The following is a 17,072-nucleotide window of genomic DNA, read 5'->3' as shown; positions in this document are numbered from 1 at the left end:
TTCGCGAGAAAAGAGCAAATTTCTCCGGGAAAAGGCTGCGGTTAGGCGAAAACCGCGGCTCAGAGACCCCGATCGATCTCGGAGAGACCCTTTTCAGGGGCTTCCTCGCCGATGGTCAGCGTGCCGTAGCGGCGGTGCCATGAGCGGGCGCCGAACGGCAGCGACAGAAGATAGCCGAGCACGGTCAGCGACAGCACTTCCCAGGTGAAGCTCATCAGCAGCGCCACGTAGAGCACCACGCCGAGAATCATCGGCAGGACGAGATCGCGGCGGATGCGGCTGGTCTCCGACTTTCCCGACCAGACGGGCAGGCGGCTGACCAGCAGATAGGCGATCAGAATGGTGTAGATGGCGCCGGCAAAGGCGACAGGCGCGCTCGGAGGGACGCCGAGGAAGCCGAGATAGACCGGCAGCAGCACCAGCATGGCTCCGGCCGGAGCAGGCACGCCGACGAAGAATTCCGATTGCCAAGGAACCTTGGTCTCGCGCTCGGCCATGACGTTGAAGCGGGCAAGACGCAGCCCCGCGGCAATGGCGTAGATCAGCGCCGCGATCCAGCCGAACGAGCGGGCCTGGTCGAGGATGAAGACGTAGAGCACGAGGGCAGGGGCGACACCGAAATTGACGATGTCGGCGAGTGAATCCATCTGCGCGCCGAACTTGGACGTCGCCTTCATCATGCGCGCAATGCGCCCGTCGATGCCGTCGAGGAAAGCTGCGGCAAGCACCATCATGACCGCCAGTTCATAGCGGTTCTCGAAGGCCAGCCGAATGCCGGTCAAACCGGCGCAGATGGCCAGCACCGTAATCAGGTTCGGCACGAGCAGTCGCAAGGGGATCTCGCGAAGGCGAGGGCCGCGTGCGCGATCATTTTGCCCGTTCTCGTCGGCCGGCGGCTTTGGCGTCTGCATGCGGCGTGTCCTCCCTGGCCTCAGCTGCGGCGGCTGACGACGGGTCCCTTGGCCGAGCCGAACTCGGCGATCACCGTCTCGCCGGCGATTGCGGTCTGGCCGATGGACACGCGCGGTTCCGCGCCGGCCGGCACGAATACGTCGAGGCGCGAACCGAAACGGATGAGGCCGAAACGCTCGCCGGCGGCCAGCGGGTCGTTCGGATTGGCCCAGCAGACGATGCGGCGCGCGACGAGGCCGGCGACCTGCACGACGCCGAGGTCGCCGTGGCTGGTTTCGATGACGAGGCCGTTGCGTTCGTTCTCTTCGCTCGCCTTGTCCAGCTCGGCGTTGAGAAAACTGCCCTCGCGGTAGACGATATTGGCGATGCGGCCGCGCATCGGTGAGCGGTTCACATGGCAGTTGAACACGTTCATGAAGATCGAGATGCGCAGCATGGGTTCGGTGCCGAGATGCAGTTCCTCGGGCGGAACGGTCATCTGGATGGCGGAGACGCGACCGTCGGCCGGGCTGACGACGAGATCGTCATCCTGCGGCGTGACCCGCTCCGGATCGCGGAAGAAATAGGCGCACCACAGGGTCAGCACCATGCCGATCCAGAAGAGCGGCTCGAACATCCAGCCGAGGATCAGGGACGCCACGAAGAAGATGGCGACGAAGGGGTAGCCCTCCTTGTGCACAGGCACGATAGCCTTACGGATACTCTCGAACAGATCCATGAAAAACCCCGTTTCGCTGCAAAGGATCGACGTGGCTGACTACCCCGAAAGCGCGCCGGGGGCAATGCTCAAGCCACCGAAACCGAAGGACGCGGCAAATGGCGTCACATCGTGACCATTTTTGGTAGTTGGGAGCCCATGCACCTTCCGTCAACAATTACCCCCTAAAATGGTAGGTCAAAACTTTCAGGCGCGTCCCGCAAGGATGTATTTCCGCCGTCATGAAATCGGAAGAGCAGTTGTCCAGTATTGAACAGAGTTCGATGCGACAGGCCCATACGAAGGACGACCGTGAGGTCTTCTGGCTTGCCGTCGATAGCCGTCCGATACCGCCGCTCCTGGCCGCGCAGGGCGTGACCGCGCCGTTGTCCATCGAAATTCCCGAAAGTCCAATCGCCTACCTCGTCCCCGTGGCGGCCGAACGGCTGGGCAATGCGGTGCGCGAACTGCGCCGCTCATTGGGCGAACATGCCTATCTCGTCATCGCGACGGAGAAGCTCAGTGGCGGATGGATCGAGCGCGCCATCGCTCTCGGCGCCGACGATGTCGTCGACCCGACCTCGGCCGAGAGTATCGCCATCTGCCTGGCTCGCACGCGGCGGGCGCTCGAAAGGGGCCGCGCCACGTACCAGCAACGGGGCCATCTTGCTCTTGAGCGCGACTACCTTCAGGCCTGTATCGACAACCTCCCGGCGCCGATCTTTTTCAAGAACGCCGAAGGCATCTATGTCGGCTGCAATGTCGCCTTCGCCACCTTCATTGGCAGAACGCCGGACGGCGTCGTCGGCCGCTCGGTCTTCGAAGTGGCCCCTGAAGCGCTGGCGAGCCGTTACCAGGAAGCCGACGACGAATTGCTGATGCGCGGCGGGATACAGGTCTACGAGAGCGAGGTCCGACATTCCGACGGAGCAAGCCGCCATGTCGTCTTCCACAAGGCGGCCATGCAGGGCGGCGACGGTTGCGCGCGCGGTATTGCCGGGGCGATCCTCGACATCACCGAGCGCAAGATGCTCGAGGCGCGATTGATCGAGGCCGCCGAGCGCGATCCGCTCACCAATGCCTATAACCGGCGCAAGTTCTTCGAACTGGCCGACCAGATCATGCGCCGGGCCGCCGGTGAAGGCCAACGCCTGGCGGTGGCCGTCGCCGATGTCGACCAGTTCAAGCTGATCAATGACCGGCTGGGTCATGCCGAGGGGGACAACGCCCTGCGGCTGATCGCCAGTGTGCTGGAGGACACGATCGGTGAGGGCAATGTCATCGCTCGGGCCGGTGGCGAGGAGTTCTACGCGCTGTTTCCCGACGCATCGATCGATGACGCCGAACGCATAGCCGATCGGATGCGGGTCGAAGTCGAGCGCAGTTGCCGTCAAGCGGCCCTGTCGGCTGTGGCCGGCACGGTCAGTATCGGTCTTGCCGGCTTCGATCCACTGGAGGAAACCTTGGACGAGGCCCTCAAGCGCGCCGACAATGCGCTCTATCTCGCCAAGAACAGCGGCCGCAACCGGATCTGCGTCGCCGCCTAGGTTCGGACTGACTCGGCGAGAATAGCGATTGGCCTCAGGATGCCGGCGGCTTGCGCACCACGACGCCGAGTTCGTCGCTCTCGCGGACCTGCCGCAGATGCTCTTCCGCCTGCGTGGCTTCGCGCTGGCGGTTCCACATCGAGGCATAAAGGCCCTGCTTTTCCAGCAGAGCGGCATGGGTGCCGCGCTCGGCGATCTCGCCACCCTTCAGTACGATGATCTCGTCGGCATCCACCACGGTCGAGAGCCGATGGGCGATGACCAGCGTCGTACGGTTCTTCGACACCACGTCGAGTGCCGCCTGGATTTCCTGCTCGGTCGTCGTGTCGAGCGCCGAGGTCGCCTCGTCGAGGATCAGGATCGGCGGTGCCTTGAGCACCGTGCGGGCGATCGCCACGCGCTGCTTCTCGCCGCCCGAGAGCTTCAGGCCGCGTTCGCCGACCTTGGTCTGGAAGCCGTCCGGCAGTTCGGTGATGAAATGGCCGATCTGCGCGACTTCGGCGGCCTGGGCGATGTCGGCATCGCTGGCAGAGGGGCGCCCGTAGCGAATATTGTAGGCGATGGTGTCGTTGAACAGCACGGTGTCCTGCGGAACCATGCCGATCGCCGCGCGCAGGCTCTTCTGGGTGATATCGCGCACGTCCTGGCCGTCGATGGTGATCGAGCCCTGCTGGATGTCGTAGAAGCGGTAGAGCAGTCGCGAGATCGTCGACTTGCCTGCGCCCGACGGGCCGACCACGGCGACCGTCTTGCCGGCCGGCACCTCGAACGAGATGCCCTTGAGGATCGGGCGCTGCGGATCATAGGCGAAATGCACGTCCTTGAAGGCGATCGCGCCGCCCTGACGGATCGAAAGCTCGGTCGCGCCGGGCTTGTCGACGACTTCGGCGTCCACTTCCAGGAGGTCGAACATCTGCTCGATGTCGGTCAGCCCCTGGCGGATTTCGCGGTAGACGAAACCGATGAAATTGAGCGGGAAGGAGAGCTGCATCAGCATGGCGTTGACGAAGACGAAGTCGCCGATCGTCTGCTGACCCTGCTGCACGGCGATGGCCGACATCACCATGACGACGGCGGTGCCGACCCCGAAGATCACGCCCTGGCCGAAGTTCAGCCAGCCGAGCGAGGTCCAGACCTGGGTGGCCGATTTCTCGTAGCGCGCCATCGACTGGTCGAAGCGGCTGGCCTCCATCTCCTCATTGCCGAAATATTTGACGGTCTCGAAGTTGAGCAGCGAGTCGATCGCCTTGGTGTTGGCGTCGGTGTCGCTGTCGTTCATCGCCCGGCGGATGCCGATGCGCCAGTCGCTGGCGCGGATGGTGAACCAGATATAGGCCCACACGGTGAAGGCCGTGACGGCGAGATAGGAGAAGCCGTAGCTCCACCAGAAGATCGCCGCCGTCAGAAGGAATTCGATGAGCGTCGGGATCGAGTTGAGGATAGTGAAGCGGACGATCGTCTCGATGCCCTTGGTGCCGCGCTCGATGATGCGCGACAGGCCGCCGGTCTTGCGCTCCAGATGGAAGCGCAGCGACAGGCGGTGCATGTGCACGAAGGTCCGATAGGCGAGCTGGCGCACGGCATACTGGCCGACGCTGGCAAACAGCGCGTCGCGCAGCTGGTTGAGGCCGACCTGGGCGATGCGGGTGAGGTTGTAGACGATGACCAGCGCCACGGCGCCGAGCAGGAAGGTGGGCAGGATGCCCACCATGTCGAGCTTGCCGTTCAGCGCGTCGGTCGCCCATTTGAAGAAATAGGGGACGAGGATGAGCACGAACTTCGACACCAGCAGGAAGATCGTCGCCCAGACGACCCGCATCTTGAGGTCCAGCCGGTCGCGCGGCCACATGTAGGGCCAGAGGTTGACGAGCGTACCGAGGGGATTGCTATCGTCCGCCGAAACCGTCTTCTTCTTGTTGTCAGCCATTCCCGATCCGCCCCTGAAAGCCTCTTTAGCGCAAAAGGCGGCGACTCCCTTGGAGCCGCCGCCTGGTTCGCAGATAGGGCTTCGTTTCGCCCAATGCAATGTCCGGACGGAGAAAGTCCCCGCCGTTTGCTCAGTTCACCGGCTCGCCGCTCAGCCGCTTGCGATGGATCTCTTCGGCATTGGGCAACGCCTCGTTCGGGACCTGGAAGACCTGGCCCGGCTCGATCAGATCCGGATTGCTGATCTGGTTGGCATTGGCGAGGTAGATGGTCGTGTAGCGCACGCCCTGGCCGTAGACGCGGCGCGAGATCTGCCACAGCGTATCGCCGCGACGGATGATCACGCTGTTGCGGCTCTCGGTCAGCGGTGCCTGCTCGATCGTCTTCGGTTCGGCCGGCGCCGCTGCGGTGTCCAGCGTGGTCGTGGCGGGCACTGATGGCGCGGCCGGCGTTGCCGTTGCCTCCGCTGCGGCCGGCATGACTGGCTCGGGCGAGGGGGCGACTGGCGAAAGCACGGCCTCGATCAGCGCAGCGATCTTCGGCAGTTCGGCGCCGACCGCCTCGATGTCATTCGGCAGTGCCTGCAGCGCGGCAAGGGCCTTGCCGGCCTTTCCGGCGGTGGCGGCGACGAAATCGGCGAGCGGGACCGCCGAAATGGCGGCCGGACGGAAATCGGCAATCGATTTCAGGCCGATTTCGGTGGCCGAACGGGCGGCGGCAAGCTCCTCGAGCGCCGGCTTCTTGCCATCGACATAAAGTCCCTGCAGCAGGGCGAAGGCCTGGCCGAGCGAGCCGCGCAGCTTTTCGAAGGCGGCGAGATCGACCGGTACCATGGCGCCGCCCTGTCCGGACGCCGTCTGGCTGTTCTGCGCGACGACGGATACCTGCTCGCCCTCGGGGCGGTCGAACGGCACGGAGGCGCGCACGACGACCGCGCCGTTGGCGTCGAGCAGTTCCGCACGGATCACGTGGGCGCCGACCGAAAGCGGCACCTCGCCGTCGACGACGAAATGGCCGCTGGCGTCGGTGACGACCGTGCCGATCAGCGTCTCGTCGGCAAAGCCGCGCACGCTGCTGCCGGCGGGGGCCTTGCCGGCCACGAAGATGCGGTTGCCCTCGATCTCGACGGCGGTGACCTGGATCTCGGCCGGCTGGGCGGCCGGCGCGGTCTCGGTCGGTGCCGTCGATGGCGTGGTCGCAGCCGCGGCGGTCTCGGCAGGTGCTGTCGCCGAATTGTCCGTCGCCGGTGTGGTCTCGCTCGCGGCGACGCGCTCCTGCTTGGTGCCGGAGTTGACGCTTTCGGGCAGGGTGATCAGCCGGCTTGCCTCGCCGGGTTTGGAAACCATGGCCAGCAGCTTGCCGTTCGGATCGGCGGGAACGGAAATGGTCGCGACTTCGTCCGAGGTGAGCGCCTTGCCGTCCGTGCCGGTCGCCTTGAGCTGCAGGCTGTGGTCGCCCGCCGGCAGCGGCTGGTCGAGCACGGCGGCGAAGTCGCCGCTCGGGTCGACCTCAAGCGTGGCGATAACCTTGTCGCCGGAAACGATCTCAAGCTTCGAACCCGGAGCGGCATTGCCGGCGATCACGGTCGAGCCATCGGGCTCGACGCGCAGAACGTCGAAGCGCGGCAAGCCGGCATCGGCCGCCTCGTCAGATACTGCGGCCGGAGCGGCAGGTGCCGGTTCAGTTGCCGCGGCGCCCGTCAGCGCGCTTTCGATGGAGGCGATGAGGGCTGCGGCCTTGGCCGGATCGTCGGGCAGGGACTCGATGAGGGCGAGGGCCTTGGAGGCGTCTTCGCGGGCCTTCTTCATCGCTGTGTCGAGCGCAGCGTCGATCCCTGCCGGAATGTCCAGGGCGGCGAGCGCCGAAACGGCGGCCCGGGCCACACCCTTGGCGGTGGCGAAGGCATCGGCCGCCGGCGTGCGGCCGTCGGCAAACAGCGCCTTCATGGTCGTCACTGCCGTGGTGGCCTCGGCCTTCAGCCGGTCCATCTTTTCCGCTGCCGTCTTGGCAGCGTCCGCGACCGTGGCTTCTGCCGTGGCAGCGGCGTCCTTGGCCGTATCGACGGCCGTGGTGACGGCCTGCGAGGCATCGTCCTTGACCGGCGAAACGCGCGGCAGGACGAAGAACACCATCAGCAGGGTTGCAACGCCGAGCACCAACAGGGCCACCCAAACGGCGCGGTTTTTCATCATCGTCAGTCTCCGGGCGGAACAGCCGCCATATTCTTCAAAATTGCTAGCCCTATCTTTCGACTTTCACAAGCGTTCTCAAGGGATTCGAGATTGTGGCGAACAGGTTTCCGTCAATTTTGTTGACCTTGTCGCCGCTCCATAGTCATCTTTCGGACATGACTGAAAAAGCATCTTCGATTCGATCCGTCTGCGTCTATTGCGGTTCACAGCCCGGTCGCGACCCTGCCTACATGGCTGCCGGCCGCGCGCTCGGCCGCTCGATCGCGGCGAACGGCATGCGCCTCGTCTATGGCGGCGGCACCAAGGGCATCATGGGGGCGGTCGCCAGCGGCGTTCTGTCGAACGGCGGTCAGGTGACCGGCATCATTCCGGAATTCCTCGTCGACATGGAGGCCACGCGCCATTCCCTCGGCCAGCTGGACGAGCTGATCGTCACCAGGGACATGCACGAGCGCAAGCACGCCATGTTCGAACGCGCCGATGCCTTCGTTACTTTGCCGGGTGGTATCGGTACGCTGGAGGAGATCGTCGAGATCATGACCTGGGCACAGCTCGGCCGCCACGAAAAGCCGATGGTCTTCGCCAATGTTAACGGTTTCTGGGATCCGATGCTGGAACTGGTGCGCCACATGCGCGAGCAGGGCTTCATCCACACCGCCCACAGGGTCCAGCCCATGGTGATCGCCGAGATCGACGACATCGTCCCGGCCATTCTCGAAAAACTGGAAACGGTCACCGACCTCGACGGGGCCGATGAGGTCATTTCCCGGCTTTGAAGCCGGGGTCGGTCAATCGACGATGAACAATTTGGCGCCGACTTGGGTTGAGGAGCGGTGGGGTTCGGCATTGTCGGCCACCTGATAGCTCATGCCCGGCTTCAGCACGAAGACGCGACCATCGGCAAGCTCGGTCGTCAGCTCGCCCTCGAGGCAGAGCAGGATATGCCCTTTGACGCACCAGTGATCCGCCAGATAGCCGGGCGTGTATTCCACCATCCGGACCCGGATCGGACCGAATTGGCGTGTGCGCCAGGTGGCAGCGCCCGTCTCGCCCTTGTGCTCTGTCGCCTCGATCGTGCTCCAGTCGGTGGTGCCGAAGGCTATGTCCGCCATCTGCATCGCATGTCTCCACTCGGTTTCGCCGATGTCGCCGCCCGCTTGCTTTCGCCGCTCAGCGGTTGCGATACTCGCGGATCATCGGCCAGGAATAGGTGATCAGGCCGGCCCAGATGAACAGGAAGGCGATGAACTTCGTCTGGCCGAAGGGTTCATGAAACACGAAAACGGCGGTGATGAACACCATGGTCGGGGCAATGTACTGCATCATGCCGATCGTCGACAGCCTGAGCAGTTTCGCCCCGTTGGCGTAACTCATCAGCGGAATGGCGGTGGCGATGCCGCTGAAGATCAGCAGCCCGATATCGCTTGCGCCATTGCCGTTGACCATGTGCCCCGTGCCGCTCATTTCGACGAACAGGATGTAGAGGCAGGCCGGCACCGACAGGATCAGGATCTCGAGGAAGAAACCCTGATTGGGGCCGATCGGCAGCGTCTTGCGGAAGAAGGCGTAGAAGCCCCAGCTAAACGCGAGCGCCAGCGAGATCCAAGGCAGGCCGCCGGCGTCATAGGTGAGGATGGCGACCGCGATCGCCGCCAGAAGGATGGCGACCTTCTGCGGCAGCATCATGCGCTCCTTGAGCAGAATGGCCCCGATCAGCACCGAGATCAGCGGATTGATGTAATAGCCGAGCGCGCCCTGCAGCGCATGGCCCGACGTGATCGCATAGACATAGACCAGCCAGTTGATGGTCACCAGGCTCGCCGTCACCAGCGCCATACCGAGCATGGAGGGCGTGCGGATCGCCTTCCACACGTCGCCGCCGCGCTTGAGCAGAAGCAGGATCACCGCGGTGATCGGCAGCGACCAGATGACGCGATGGGCGACGACTTCCATCGGCGAAATATGCGCCACGAGCTTCAGGTAGAGCGGCAGGAAACCCCACATGAAATAGGCAGCAAAGGCGAAAGCGAAACCGCGCGCGCTGTCCTCGTTCTTCACTGCCGGGGCGATCTCGTCGCTCATGATGGTCGCATCCTGATCAATATCTGGGCATGCGGGTTAGCGGATGACTTGCGAATGAGCAAATTCATTCGGGTGAACAATGCCTGATTGCTTTTGATGCGTGCGCGCGGCAAATTTGCGTCGGGGGCCGAGCGGATGGAGACGGATCATGCTGGCCGGTTCGACGATGGAGCAGCGTCGGCACTATGCGGTGCGCATGCTGCAGAAGGCGGGCGTCCTCGAGGACGGCCCTCTGGCGAACGCCTTTTCCCATGTCAGACGCGAGGACTTCCTCGGGCCGCCGCCCTGGCTGATCCAGGAACATGGCGGCTATCGCGAGGCGCCGTCGCATGATGTGGCAACCCTCTACGAGGATGTGCTGGTGGCACTCGACGCGCCGCGCGGCGTCAACAACGGCAGTCCGTCCCTGCATGCGCTGGCCCTTCATTCGCTGGCGCCGCGACGGGGCGAAACCGTGGTCCATGCGGGCGTCGGCACAGGATACTACACCGCCATCCTCTCGGAACTCGTCGGCCCGCAAGGGCGTATTCTCGCGGTCGAATACGATCCGGCGCTCACTGAGCGGGCACGGGCCTGCCTCGCCGGTCGTGCCAATGTCGAGGTGATCTGCGGCAATGCGGTAGAATGGCCAAAGGAAGATGCCGACATCGTCTACGTCAACTTCGCCGTCGACCGGCCGGCCGATCCGTGGATCGAGCGACTGAAGCCGGGCGGACGACTGCTGTTTCCCCTCGGCGTGCCGCTCTTCGAGGGCGGCGGCAAGGGCCCCGAATATACGGCCATGGCCGGCTTCCTCCTGATGCGGCGGGAGGCGGCGGGCTACGCAGCCCGCTTCATCGAAGGCGTCTCCTTCGTCTGGGGCGAGGGCGTCGCGCAGTCGGACTGGGCCTGCCACACGCGGCTTCGGGCCGCCTTCGTCGACAATTGGCGCGCGGTGCAGAGCCTGCGCTGGAAGGGCGTCCCGGCCGAGGACGAATGGTATTCCGAGCCCGACTGGGGCCTCTCCACCCACGCGCTGGCCGTGGCCGCCGCCGAGTGACCGCAAAAGTGCTAGAGCGGCGGGGGCTTCGTTCGCGATCAGTTGACCCGGCCGTGTTCCGAGAGAAAATCGAGCATCACCCGGATGCGGGCGGGCAGGTGACCGCCCTGGCCGACATAGACCGCGTGGAAGGCTTCGCTGACCCGGGTGCGCGGGTCGTCGAGCACCTGGACCAGCCGGCCGGCGGCGATGTCCTCGCGCACGGTGAAGGCGGCAAGCCGCGCCAGTCCCGTGCCGCCGATCGCCAGATGACGCAGCGCCTCGCCGTCGCTGGCGCTGACGCGGCCGACCGCCGGTACCGGAACGATGGCGTCGCCCTCCGGGACGTCCCAGTCGGACAGCGCGCGCACATAGCCGAAGCCCAACCGGCAATGGCGATCCATGTCGGCGGCGGTCCGCGGTTCGCCGTGACGCGCCAGATAGTCCGGCGACGCGACGATCACGAGCGCAGTCTCGCCGAGCTTGCGGGCGACCAGACTGGAGCTCGCCATCGGCCCGGCGCGGATGGCGATGTCGGCCCGTTCCGCCAGCAGGTCGACCACGAGGTCGGTCTGGACGATTTCCACGGAAATGCCGGGATGGGCTTCGAGGAAGCGGGAAAGCACCGGCGCCAGGATATGCGTGCCATAGGCCGCGCTGGTGTTGATGCGGATCAGGCCGCGCGGATTGTCGAGCGAGGCAGCACTTTTCTCCGCCTCGTCGATGTCGGCGAGGATGCGCATCGAGCGCTCGTAGAAGACCTGGCCTTCGGGCGTCAGCAGCAGTTTGCGGGTTGAGCGATTGACCAGCCGCGTACCGAGCCGGGTTTCCAGCCGCGCGACAAGCTTGCTGACCGCCGAAGGGGTCATGCGGCAGGCGCGGGCGGCGGCGGAAAAGCCGCCCCGTTCCACCACCTGCACGAAAACCTCCATCTCGCCGGATCGATTGATGTCCTGTCGGGCCATTCGGTGACTTCAGTTCACATATATTGTTCTTGTCGGCATACTATTTCACCGAGCCGCCTCTGTCTATCTGGAGAGCCTAACGGCACCAGATAGAGGATGTCTCTCCATGCCCCTTGCCCTTTATGCTCTCACCGCCGGCGCCTTCGGGATCGGCGTCACCGAATTCGTCATCATGGGATTGCTGATCGAGGTCGGCCGCGATCTCGGCATCTCGATCGCCACGGCCGGCCTGCTGATCTCCGGCTATGCGCTCGGCGTCGTCGTCGGTGCGCCGATCCTCACCGCCTTTGCCGGGCGGATGAAGTCGCGCACCACGCTCCTGCTGCTGATGGTGGTCTTTACCATCGGCAACGCGGCCTGTGCGCTGGCCCCGAACTTCGAAGCGCTGATGGTCGCCCGCCTGGTCACGGCGCTGGCCCACGGCACCTTCTTCGGCGTCGGCTCCGTGGTGGCGACCAGCCTCGTCGCTAAGGACCGCCGCGCCTCGGCCATCGCCGTCATGTTCACCGGGCTTACGGTCGCCAACATCGTCGGCGTGCCGCTCGGCACCTGGCTTGGCCAGGAATATGGCTGGCGCATGACTTTCTGGGCGGTTGCCGTCGTCGGCGTCATAGCCTTTGCCGTTCTCACCATTTTCCTGCCGAAGGAAGACGCCGCGGCCGACAAGACCGAGAAGGGCACGTCCCTCTCGGTGCTGTTCAGCGAACCGGTGGTAACGAGCCTCGTCATGACCGTGCTCGGTTTCGCCGCGGTCTTTGCCGTCTTTACCTTCATCGCGCCGATCCTCACCCAGGTCAGCGGCTTTGCCGAAACGGCCGTCTCGCCGATCCTGCTGCTGTTCGGGGCGGGTCTGGTCGTCGGCAACCTCCTCGGTGGCCGACTGGCCGACCGCAATCTCGACCGCGCCCTGATCCTGTCGCTGGGCGGGCTCGGCGTGGTGCTGGTCGCCATGGAAATGCTGATCGGTTACCCGTTCGCCGCCGCGGCCATGGTGGGCCTGCTCGGTGCCGCCGGCTTTGCCACCGTCGCGCCGCTGCAACTGCGCATCCTGCAGAAGGCCACGGGCATGGGGCAGGCGCTGGCCTCCAGCCTCAACATCGCCGCCTTCAACCTCGGCAATGCGATCGGCGCCTGGGTCGGCGGGCTTACCATCGAACACGGTCCGGGCCTTGCTCATCTGCCGATCGTCGCCGCCATCTTCCCGGTCGCGGCCGTCGGGCTCGCCCTCGTCGCCATGCGCCGCGAGCAGCGGGGCCTGGATGCGGCGCCGGCCAAGTCCTGAACCACACCCAGCCAAACGCATCAACAATCGAAAGGACACTGTCATGGAATATCGTCGTCTGGGAGCTTCCGGCCTGCGCGTGCCGGCCCTCAGTTTCGGAGCCGGCACGTTCGGCGGCTCCGGCCCGCTCTTCGGTGCCTGGGGCAATACGGATGTGACGGAGGCGCGGCGGATGATCGACATCTGCCTCGAGGCCGGGGTCAACCTGTTCGACACGGCCGACGTCTACTCGGCCGGCGCCTCGGAGGAGGTGCTGGGCCAGGCCATCAAGGGCCGGCGCGGAGACGTGCTGATCTCCACCAAGACCGGCCTGCCGATGGGTGACGGGCCTGCCGATTGGGGCACATCCTCGGCGCGCCTCGTGACCAGCATCGACGCCGCCCTGCGCCGCCTCGGCACCGACTATATCGACCTCCTGCAGCTTCATGCCTTCGACGCCTCGACGCCGGTCGAGGAGGTCTTGTCGACGCTCGACCGCCTCGTCGCATCCGGCAAGCTTCGCTACGTCGGCGTATCCAATTTCGCCGGCTGGCAGATCATGAAGTCGCTGGCCGCCGCCGAAAAGCACGGCTGGCCGCGCTACGTGGCCAACCAGGTCTACTATTCGCTGGTCGGCCGCGACTACGAATGGGACCTGATGCCGCTCGGCATCGACCAGGGCATCGGCGCGATGGTCTGGAGCCCGCTCGGCTGGGGCCGTCTCACCGGCAAGATCCGCCGCGGCAGCCCGCTGCCCAAGCAGAGCCGACTGCACGAGACGGCCGCCTTCGGCCCGCCGGTCGACGAGGAACGGCTCTACCGGGTTGTCGATGCGCTGGATGGCATTGCCGAGGAGACCGGCAAGACCGTCCCGCAGGTGGCGCTCAACTGGCTGCTGTCGCGCCCGACCGTCTCTTCGGTCATCATCGGCGCCCGCAACGAGGAGCAGCTGCGCCAGAACCTCGGCGCCATCGGCTGGACCCTGACGGCCGAACAGATCGCCGCGCTCGACGCCGCGAGCGTAACGGACGCAGCCTATCCGCACTTCCCGTACTATCGCCAGGAAGGCTTCGCCCGCCTCAGCCCGCCGGCGGTGTAAATGCACCGCATGCAGATCGCCGCCGTCACTCGGCGGCGATCTTGCCGGCGAGTTCGCGGTTCTTCATCAGCTTGTAGACGATCGAATCCATCAGCGCCTGGAACGAGGCGTCAATGATGTTTTCCGACACGCCGACGGTCCACCAGCGCACGCCGGTATCGTCGGTGGATTCGATGAGCACGCGGGTGATGGCTTCGGTGCCGCCATTGAGGATACGCACCTTGTAGTCCGCGAGTTCGAGATCGGCGATCTCGGCCTGGAACTTGCCGATGTCCTTGCGCAGCGCGAGATCGAGCGCATTGACCGGGCCATCGCCTTCGGCGACCGACATGACGGCCTTGCCGTCGATCACCATCTTTACCACCGCTTCCGACACCGTCTTCAGCCGGCCATGGCTGTCGAAACGGCGCTCGACCATGACGCGAAAGCTTTCGACCGCAAAGAAGTCCGGCACGGTGCCGAGCGTGCGGCGGGCCAGAAGCTCGAAGCTCGCATCCGCGCCCTCATAGGCATAACCCGACGACTCGCGCTCCTTGACGATCGAGATCAGCTTGTCGAGCCGCGGATCCTGTTTGTCGACCTCGATGCCGCGGCGCTTCAGCGCGTTGATGAAATTGGCCTTGCCGCCCTGGTCGGAGACCATGACCTTGCGGAAATTGCCCACGCTTTCGGGCACCACATGCTCGTAGGTGCGCGGGTCCTTGAGCAGTGCGGAGGCGTGGATGCCGGCCTTGGTGGCGAAGGCGGACGCCCCGACATAGGGCGCCTGATGGTCGGGCGAGCGGTTGAGCAGTTCGTCGAAGGCATGCGACAGCCGGGTGAGCTCAATGAGCTTGTCGGTATCGATCGCGGTTTCGAAGCGCGACGCATAGGTCTCCTTCAGACAGAGCGTCGGGATGATCGTCACCAGATTGGCATTGCCGCAGCGCTCGCCGATGCCGTTCAGCGTGCCCTGGATCTGGCGCACGCCGGCCTCGACGGCGGCGAGCGAATTGGCGACCGCTTGGCCTGTGTCGTTGTGGGCATGGATGCCGAGCGAGGCGCCGGGAACGCCGGCCGCGATCACCGCCTGGACGATGTCGCGGATCTCCGGCGGCTGGGTTCCGCCATTGGTGTCGCACAGCACCACCCAGCGCGCACCGGCCTCATAGGCCGTTTTGGCGCAGGCCAGCGCGTAAGCGGGATTGGCCTTGTAGCCGTCGAAGAAATGCTCGCAATCGACCATCGGCTGCTTGCCGGCGGCGGCCACCGCCTCGACGCTCTCGCGGATGCTTTCGAGATTTTCTTCGTTGGTGCAGCCGAGCGCCACTTCGACGTGATAGTCCCAGGTCTTGGCGACCAGGCAGACGGCATCGCTCTCGGCTTGCAGCAATTGCGTGAGGCCCGGATCGTTGGAGGCCGAGACGCCTGCCCGCTTGGTCATGCCGAAGGCGACGAAAGAAGCGCTGGTGGTACGCTTCTGGGCGAAGAAGGCCGTGTCTGTCGGGTTGGCACCGGGATAGCCACCCTCGACATAGTCCAGGCCGAATTCGTCCAGCATGGCGGCGATGGCAATCTTGTCCTCGACCGAAAAATCGATGCCCGGCGTCTGCTGCCCGTCGCGCAGGGTCGTGTCGAAGAGGTAGATCTTTTCGCGTGTCATGTCTGTGCCTCCCGAGGCATATGTCCTGTCATGTCGTCCACCCCCCTCTGCCCTGCCGGGCATCTCCCCCTCAAGGGGGGAGATCGATCCAGCCGTTGCCGCTCTTCACCTCTTGAGCACCCGAGGGCTTGGCAGGAGTTTCTTTTCCGAGCCGCAGCGCCACCTCGATCTCGGCGCATCTGACCGGTCGGCGACCGTGCCGCGCGTCGATCTCCCCCCTTGAGGGGGAGATGCCCGGCAGGGCAGAGGGGGGTGGCCAGAACCACAATCATTTCATTTCCTTGCCGGCAAACCGGTCCGTCGCGCGGATCAGCTGGTCGAGGATGCCGGGTTCCAGATAGGCGTGTCCGGCGCCTTCGATCAGGTGTAAGTCGGCCTTCGGCCAGGCCTTATGCAGCTGCCAGGCATATTTCGCCGGGCAGGGCATGTCGTAGCGGCCATGCACGATGACGCCCGGAATGTCCTTGAGCTTATGGGCGTCGCGCAGCAGCTGGCCTTCGTCCATCCAGCCGGCATGGACGAAGAAATGGTTCTCGATCCGGGCAAAGGCGATCGCATAGTCGTCCTCGCCGAAATGCGCTTCATAGTCCGGGTTCGGCAGAAGTGTGATGGTCCCGCCTTCCCAGGTGCTCCAGGCGATCGCGCATTCGAGCTGCTTCTTCCTGTCCGTGCCGGTCAGGTAGCGGCGGTAGGCGCCCATCATGTCGTGGCGTTCGTCCTCGGGGATCGGAGCCTGAAAACGCTCCCACTTGTCGGGGAACATCTCCGACACGCCGAACTGGTAGTACCAGTCGAGCTCCGCCTTGGTCAGTGTATAGATGCCGCGCAGGACCAGTTCCGACACATGCCCCGGATGCGTTTCCGCATAGGCGAGCGCCAGCGTCGAGCCCCAGGAACCGCCGAAGACCAGCCATTTCTCGACGCCCATCATCTCGCGCAGCCGTTCGGTGTCGGCGACGAGGTGCCAGGTGGTGTTGGCGTCCAGGCAGGCATGCGGGGTCGACCTGCCGCAGCCGCGCTGGTCGAACAGCAGGACGTCGTAGAGTTTTGGATCGAACAGGCGGCGCTGCAGCGGGCTCGTTCCGCCGCCCGGGCCGCCATGCAGGAAGACCGCCGGCTTGGCGCCTTTGGTGCCGACGCGTTCCCAATAGATCGTATGGCCGTCTCCGACGTCGAGAAAGCCGGTCTCGAACGGTTCGATCTCCGGGTAGAAGCCGCGCAGTTCACTGGTCATGATCAATCCTCTTCCGGCGGCCAGACCGCCGTATCATGGTCGGGATGCTGGTTCGACACGACCGAGGCGAAGAACGCCTCCATTTCCGGCGAAGTCGCCGCCGGCTTTTCAAACAGGTGGTCGATCCATGGCAGCCGCTTGTCGTGGTTGACCTGCACCTGCGGCTCGATCAGCTCGGGATGGTCGAAGGCGCCGATCGCCAGCTCGATATGCTCGCCGACATGGTAGGTGAGGGGCGTGCCACACTTGTTGCAGAAGCCGCGCTTGACCTTGGCCGAGGAGCGGAACAGCGAGGGCTGGCCGCGCGTCCAGGTGAGATGCGCATGGTCGGCGGTCACCAGCGCGCCGAAGAATGATCCGAAGGCCTTCTGGCACATGCGGCAATGGCAGATCGACGGCCGCCCGAGCTTTTCCGCCCGGAACCTGACTGCACCGCACTGGCATCCGCCGGTGAAAATTCCGTCCATTCGTTCTTCTCCTAGTGAAGCGCCACGTAG

At 64.9% G+C, this 17,072-nt stretch carries 15 protein-coding genes; 5 read left to right on the top strand and 10 right to left on the bottom strand.

All coding sequences use genetic code 11. The features are described from left to right. Nucleotides 1-59: 59 nt before the first annotated feature. Together pssA and L867_RS0106645 are read right to left on the bottom strand one after the other, a co-directional pair. Nucleotides 60-911, bottom strand: coding sequence for a CDP-diacylglycerol--serine O-phosphatidyltransferase (gene pssA / locus L867_RS0106650; protein WP_028736153.1), 852 nt, complete (start codon nt 909-911; stop codon nt 60-62). 20 nt (nt 912-931) lie between these two features. Further along, entirely contained in the window at nt 932-1,630 is a 699-nt protein-coding gene (locus L867_RS0106645; RefSeq protein ID WP_028736152.1) for a phosphatidylserine decarboxylase, read from the bottom strand. A gap of 239 nt (nt 1,631-1,869) precedes the next feature. Between L867_RS0106645 and L867_RS24730 the strand changes: the two genes are divergently transcribed. After that, the gene (locus L867_RS24730) at nt 1,870-3,156 is read left to right on the top strand and encodes a GGDEF domain-containing protein (protein ID WP_028736151.1); all 1,287 of its coding nucleotides are present in this window, start codon (nt 1,870-1,872) and stop codon (nt 3,154-3,156) included. Between the two features lie 34 nt (nt 3,157-3,190). On the opposite strand, the gene L867_RS0106635 is transcribed toward L867_RS24730, so the two are convergent. Then, the gene (locus L867_RS0106635; protein WP_028736150.1) at nt 3,191-5,083 is read right to left on the bottom strand and encodes an ABCB family ABC transporter ATP-binding protein/permease; all 1,893 of its coding nucleotides are present in this window, start codon (nt 5,081-5,083) and stop codon (nt 3,191-3,193) included. 130 nt (nt 5,084-5,213) lie between these two features. Further along, entirely contained in the window at nt 5,214-7,274 is a 2,061-nt protein-coding gene (locus tag L867_RS0106630) for a LysM peptidoglycan-binding domain-containing protein (RefSeq protein WP_028736149.1), read from the bottom strand. Nucleotides 7,275-7,429: 155 nt separating this feature from the next. On the opposite strand from L867_RS0106630, the gene L867_RS0106625 reads away from it, so the two are divergent. Continuing rightward, nucleotides 7,430-8,050, top strand: a complete 621-nt coding sequence (locus tag L867_RS0106625) for an LOG family protein (protein WP_028736148.1) — start codon at nt 7,430-7,432, stop codon at nt 8,048-8,050. A 12-nt stretch (nt 8,051-8,062) separates the two neighbouring features. Here L867_RS0106625 and L867_RS0106620 read toward each other — a convergent pair whose 3' ends face one another. Both L867_RS0106620 and rarD read right to left on the bottom strand, forming a co-directional pair. Next, nucleotides 8,063-8,392 (bottom strand): DHCW motif cupin fold protein, encoded by a 330-nt coding sequence (locus L867_RS0106620; RefSeq protein WP_028736147.1) that lies wholly within the window; start codon nt 8,390-8,392, stop codon nt 8,063-8,065. 52 nt (nt 8,393-8,444) lie between these two features. After that, the gene (rarD, locus tag L867_RS0106615) at nt 8,445-9,359 is read right to left on the bottom strand and encodes an EamA family transporter RarD (RefSeq protein ID WP_028736146.1); all 915 of its coding nucleotides are present in this window, start codon (nt 9,357-9,359) and stop codon (nt 8,445-8,447) included. Nucleotides 9,360-9,504: 145 nt separating this feature from the next. Here rarD and L867_RS0106610 point away from each other — a divergent pair, with 145 nt between their 5' ends. Beyond that, complete coding sequence (locus L867_RS0106610; protein ID WP_028736145.1) at nt 9,505-10,395, top strand: protein-L-isoaspartate O-methyltransferase family protein; 891 nt, start codon at nt 9,505-9,507, stop codon at nt 10,393-10,395. 38 nt (nt 10,396-10,433) lie between these two features. On the opposite strand, the gene L867_RS0106605 is transcribed toward L867_RS0106610, so the two are convergent. Beyond that, entirely contained in the window at nt 10,434-11,339 is a 906-nt protein-coding gene (locus tag L867_RS0106605) for a LysR family transcriptional regulator (RefSeq protein ID WP_028736144.1), read from the bottom strand. A 106-nt stretch (nt 11,340-11,445) separates the two neighbouring features. Here L867_RS0106605 and L867_RS0106600 point away from each other — a divergent pair, with 106 nt between their 5' ends. Beyond that, on the top strand, nt 11,446-12,621 hold the full coding sequence (locus L867_RS0106600) for an MFS transporter (RefSeq protein WP_028736143.1): 1,176 nt from the start codon (nt 11,446-11,448) through the stop codon (nt 12,619-12,621). Between the two features lie 43 nt (nt 12,622-12,664). Next, complete coding sequence (locus L867_RS0106595; protein ID WP_028736142.1) at nt 12,665-13,699, top strand: aldo/keto reductase; 1,035 nt, start codon at nt 12,665-12,667, stop codon at nt 13,697-13,699. Nucleotides 13,700-13,724: 25 nt separating this feature from the next. Here L867_RS0106595 and cimA read toward each other — a convergent pair whose 3' ends face one another. The 3 genes from cimA to L867_RS0106580 all read right to left on the bottom strand — a co-directional run bounded on the left by cimA (nt 13,725) and on the right by L867_RS0106580 (nt 17,042). Continuing rightward, the gene (gene cimA, locus L867_RS0106590; protein ID WP_028736141.1) at nt 13,725-15,341 is read right to left on the bottom strand and encodes a citramalate synthase; all 1,617 of its coding nucleotides are present in this window, start codon (nt 15,339-15,341) and stop codon (nt 13,725-13,727) included. Between the two features lie 268 nt (nt 15,342-15,609). Continuing rightward, entirely contained in the window at nt 15,610-16,575 is a 966-nt protein-coding gene (gene pip, locus L867_RS0106585) for a prolyl aminopeptidase (RefSeq protein WP_028736140.1), read from the bottom strand. 2 nt (nt 16,576-16,577) lie between these two features. Continuing rightward, nucleotides 16,578-17,042: a GFA family protein gene (locus L867_RS0106580; RefSeq protein ID WP_028736139.1), complete on the bottom strand. Its 465-nt coding sequence runs from the start codon at nt 17,040-17,042 to the stop codon at nt 16,578-16,580. Nucleotides 17,043-17,072 lie beyond the last annotated feature (30 nt).

Source organism: Paenirhizobium selenitireducens ATCC BAA-1503 (assembly GCF_000518785.1).
GTDB lineage: Bacteria > Pseudomonadota > Alphaproteobacteria > Rhizobiales > Rhizobiaceae > Allorhizobium > Allorhizobium selenitireducens.
The sequence above is the reverse complement of the archived record's forward strand: the minus strand, read 5'-3'. Positions and strand labels throughout refer to the sequence as shown.

Excerpts from the sequence above, each read along its gene's own strand:
- pssA (WP_028736153.1), bottom strand. The coding sequence starts at position 911 with ATGCAGACGCCAAAGCCGCCGGCCGACGAGAACGGGCAAAATGATCGC.
- L867_RS0106645 (WP_028736152.1), bottom strand. The coding sequence starts at position 1,630 with ATGGATCTGTTCGAGAGTATCCGTAAGGCTATCGTGCCTGTGCACAAG.
- L867_RS0106635 (WP_028736150.1), bottom strand. The coding sequence starts at position 5,083 with ATGGCTGACAACAAGAAGAAGACGGTTTCGGCGGACGATAGCAATCCC.
- L867_RS0106630 (WP_028736149.1), bottom strand. The coding sequence starts at position 7,274 with ATGATGAAAAACCGCGCCGTTTGGGTGGCCCTGTTGGTGCTCGGCGTT.
- L867_RS0106625 (WP_028736148.1), top strand. The coding sequence starts at position 7,430 with ATGACTGAAAAAGCATCTTCGATTCGATCCGTCTGCGTCTATTGCGGT.
- L867_RS0106620 (WP_028736147.1), bottom strand. The coding sequence starts at position 8,392 with ATGCAGATGGCGGACATAGCCTTCGGCACCACCGACTGGAGCACGATC.
- L867_RS0106610 (WP_028736145.1), top strand. The coding sequence starts at position 9,505 with ATGCTGGCCGGTTCGACGATGGAGCAGCGTCGGCACTATGCGGTGCGC.
- L867_RS0106605 (WP_028736144.1), bottom strand. The coding sequence starts at position 11,339 with ATGGCCCGACAGGACATCAATCGATCCGGCGAGATGGAGGTTTTCGTG.
- L867_RS0106600 (WP_028736143.1), top strand. The coding sequence starts at position 11,446 with ATGCCCCTTGCCCTTTATGCTCTCACCGCCGGCGCCTTCGGGATCGGC.
- L867_RS0106595 (WP_028736142.1), top strand. The coding sequence starts at position 12,665 with ATGGAATATCGTCGTCTGGGAGCTTCCGGCCTGCGCGTGCCGGCCCTC.
- cimA (WP_028736141.1), bottom strand. The coding sequence starts at position 15,341 with ATGACACGCGAAAAGATCTACCTCTTCGACACGACCCTGCGCGACGGG.
- pip (WP_028736140.1), bottom strand. The coding sequence starts at position 16,575 with ATGACCAGTGAACTGCGCGGCTTCTACCCGGAGATCGAACCGTTCGAG.
- L867_RS0106580 (WP_028736139.1), bottom strand. The coding sequence starts at position 17,042 with ATGGACGGAATTTTCACCGGCGGATGCCAGTGCGGTGCAGTCAGGTTC.